Source organism: Hydrogenophaga sp. (genome assembly GCF_018780075.1).
Taxonomy (GTDB): Bacteria; Pseudomonadota; Gammaproteobacteria; order Burkholderiales; family Burkholderiaceae_C; genus Hydrogenophaga.
The window spans coordinates 1-2499 of the sequence record NZ_JADMKB010000146.1; the positions used below are offsets into that span (position 1 = coordinate 1).

Here is a 2499-nt window from a genome sequence, read left to right on the forward strand (position 1 = left end):
GCCAGCGCCAGCGCGTGGCCATCGGCCGCGCCATCGTGCGCGCGCCCAAGGTGTTCCTGTTTGACGAGCCGCTCTCCAACCTCGACGCCGCGCTGCGCGGCCAGACCCGCGTGGAGATCGCCAAGCTGCACCGCGACCTCGGCGCCACCACCATCTACGTGACGCACGACCAGGTCGAGGCCATGACGCTCGCCGACCGCGTGGTGGTGCTGCGCGACGGCCTGATCGAACAGGTGGGCACGCCGCTGGAGCTGTACGACAAGCCGGCCAACCAGTTCGTGGCGCAGTTCATCGGCACGCCGCAGATGAACGTGTCGCCCCTGCAGCAGATGCCCGCGCTGATCCAGCAACAGGCGCCGGCCGGCGCGGTGGGCGGCTCCATCGGCCTGCGCCCGGAGAACGTCGCGGTGCGCGCCGCCGACCAGGGCGCCGTGCGCGGGCAGGTGGAGCTGGTGGAAGCACTGGGCGCCGAAACCCTGATCTACGTGAGCACCGGCGAGGGCGCGCAGTTGGTGGCGCGCCAGAGCGAGCGCACCGCCCTGAGCGCGGGCGACCAGGTCACGCTCGACATCGACACCCGCCAGGCCCACTGGTTCGACAACAGCGGCCGCGTGGTCGGCCGCGCCACCGCGTGATCCCTTGAACCGCCGCAACCACCTCCCAGCAAGCACATGAATCCCACACACCCTCTGGACGGCCAGGTGGCCGCCGTCACGGGCGCGGCATCGGGCATCGGTTTCGCCAGCGCCCAGGCCCTGGCGGCGGCCGGCGCGCGGGTCGTGCTGATCGACCGCGACGCCCGGGCCCTGGCGAAGGCCTGCGAAGCGCTGGGCGACGCCGCCCTGCCGCTGGTGCTGGACCTGCTGGACCCCGCGCAATGCGCGGCCCTGCCCGAGCGCGTTCTCGCGCTGGGCGGCCGGCTCGATGTGTTCCACGCCAACGCCGGCCTCTACGTGGGCGGCGACCTGGTGGACGCCAGCGACGACGCCATCGACCGCATGCTCCACCTGAACATCAACGTGGTCATGAAAAACGTGCGCGGCGTGCTGCCGCACATGATTCAACGCGGCAGCGGCGACATCATCGTCACCAGCTCGCTCGCAGCGCATTTCCCCACGCCTTGGGAGCCGGTCTACGCCTCCAGCAAGTGGGCCATCGACTGCTTCGTTCAGACCGTGCGCCGCCAGGTGTTCAAACACGGCATCCGCATGGGCGCCATTTCGCCCGGCCCGGTGATCACCTCGCTGCTGGCCGACTGGCCCGCCGAGAAGCTGGCCGAAGCCAAGGCCAGCGGCAGCCTGATCGAGGCCTCGGAAGTGGCCGACGTGGTGCTGTTCATGCTCACGCGACCGCGCGGCATGACGATCCGCGACGTGGTGATGATGCCCACGAATTTCGACCTCTGACCCTGTCTTTCATCACACACCATGAACACCATCCTGCACCTGGGCCTGGGCTCGTTCCACCGCGCTCACCAGGCCGTCTACATCCACCAGCTGCGCGAGCTCGGTCAACCCGAAGACCGCCGCTGGGCCATCGCTGGCGGCAACCTGCGCCCCGACATGCTCGACACCATCGCCGCGCTGCAGGCGCAAGGCGGTGCCTACACGCTGGAGACCGTGACGCCGCAGGGCGAGCGCCGCTACACCCGCATCACGTCCATCCAGCGCGTGCTGTCCTACCAGGACGACCTGGCCCCGCTGGTGGCCGTGGCCGCCGACCCGGCGACCCGCATCATCAGCTTCACCGTCACCGAGGCCGGGTACTACCTCGACGCCCAGAACCGCCTGGACTGGGCCACGTTCCCCGACCTGCGTGCCGATCTGGAGGCCGTGAAGAGCGGCCGGGCCGGCCACACCATCTACGGCGGCCTGGTCACGCTGCTGCGCGCGCGCATGACGGCCGGCGCCGGCGCGGTGACGCTGATGAACTGCGACAACCTGCGTCACAACGGCGACCGTTCGCGCGGCGGTCTGCTCCAGTTCATCGAAGCCCTGGGCGACAGCGTCCTGCTGGCCTGGGTGCAGAACCACACCACCAGCCCCAACGCCATGGTGGACCGCATCACGCCCCGCCCCACGCCCGATGTCGCTGAACGCGTGCGCGCCGCCACCGGCCAGGACGACCCGGCCGCGCTGATGGGCGAGAGCTTCATCCAGTGGGTGATCGAAGACAACTTCATCAACGGCCGCCCCGAGTGGGAGACCGTCGGCGTGGAGATGGTGCAGTCGGTGCAGGCCCACGAGGAAGCCAAGATCCGGCTGCTCAACGCCACGCACAGCTGCATCGCCTGGGCCGGCACGCTGGCGGGCTTCCAGTACATCCACGAAGGCACGCACCACCCGGCGATCCGCCAGATGGCGTTTGACTACGTCACCGACGACGCGATCCCCGTCCTGCTGCCCTGCCCCATCGATCTGGAAGCCTACCGCGACGTGGTGCTCGACCGCTTCGGCAACCCCGCCATCGCCGACACCAACCAGCGCGTGGCCATGGACG

The 2499-nt window shown here is 69.9% G+C and carries 3 protein-coding genes; all 3 read left to right on the top strand.

What is annotated here, in order from left to right:
• Positions 1 to 635: TOBE domain-containing protein (locus IV088_RS22540; RefSeq protein ID WP_291106431.1), on the top strand; the 635-nt coding region annotated here is incomplete at its 5' end.
• Between the two features lie 36 nt (positions 636 to 671).
• Positions 672 to 1406 carry an SDR family oxidoreductase gene (locus IV088_RS22545; RefSeq protein ID WP_291106433.1) on the top strand — a complete coding sequence of 245 codons (735 nt, stop codon included), beginning with the start codon at positions 672 to 674 and terminating at the stop codon, positions 1404 to 1406.
• A gap of 21 nt (positions 1407 to 1427) precedes the next feature.
• Positions 1428 to 2499 (top strand): mannitol dehydrogenase family protein (locus tag IV088_RS22550; protein ID WP_291106435.1); only part of this gene is annotated, 1072 nt, incomplete at its 3' end.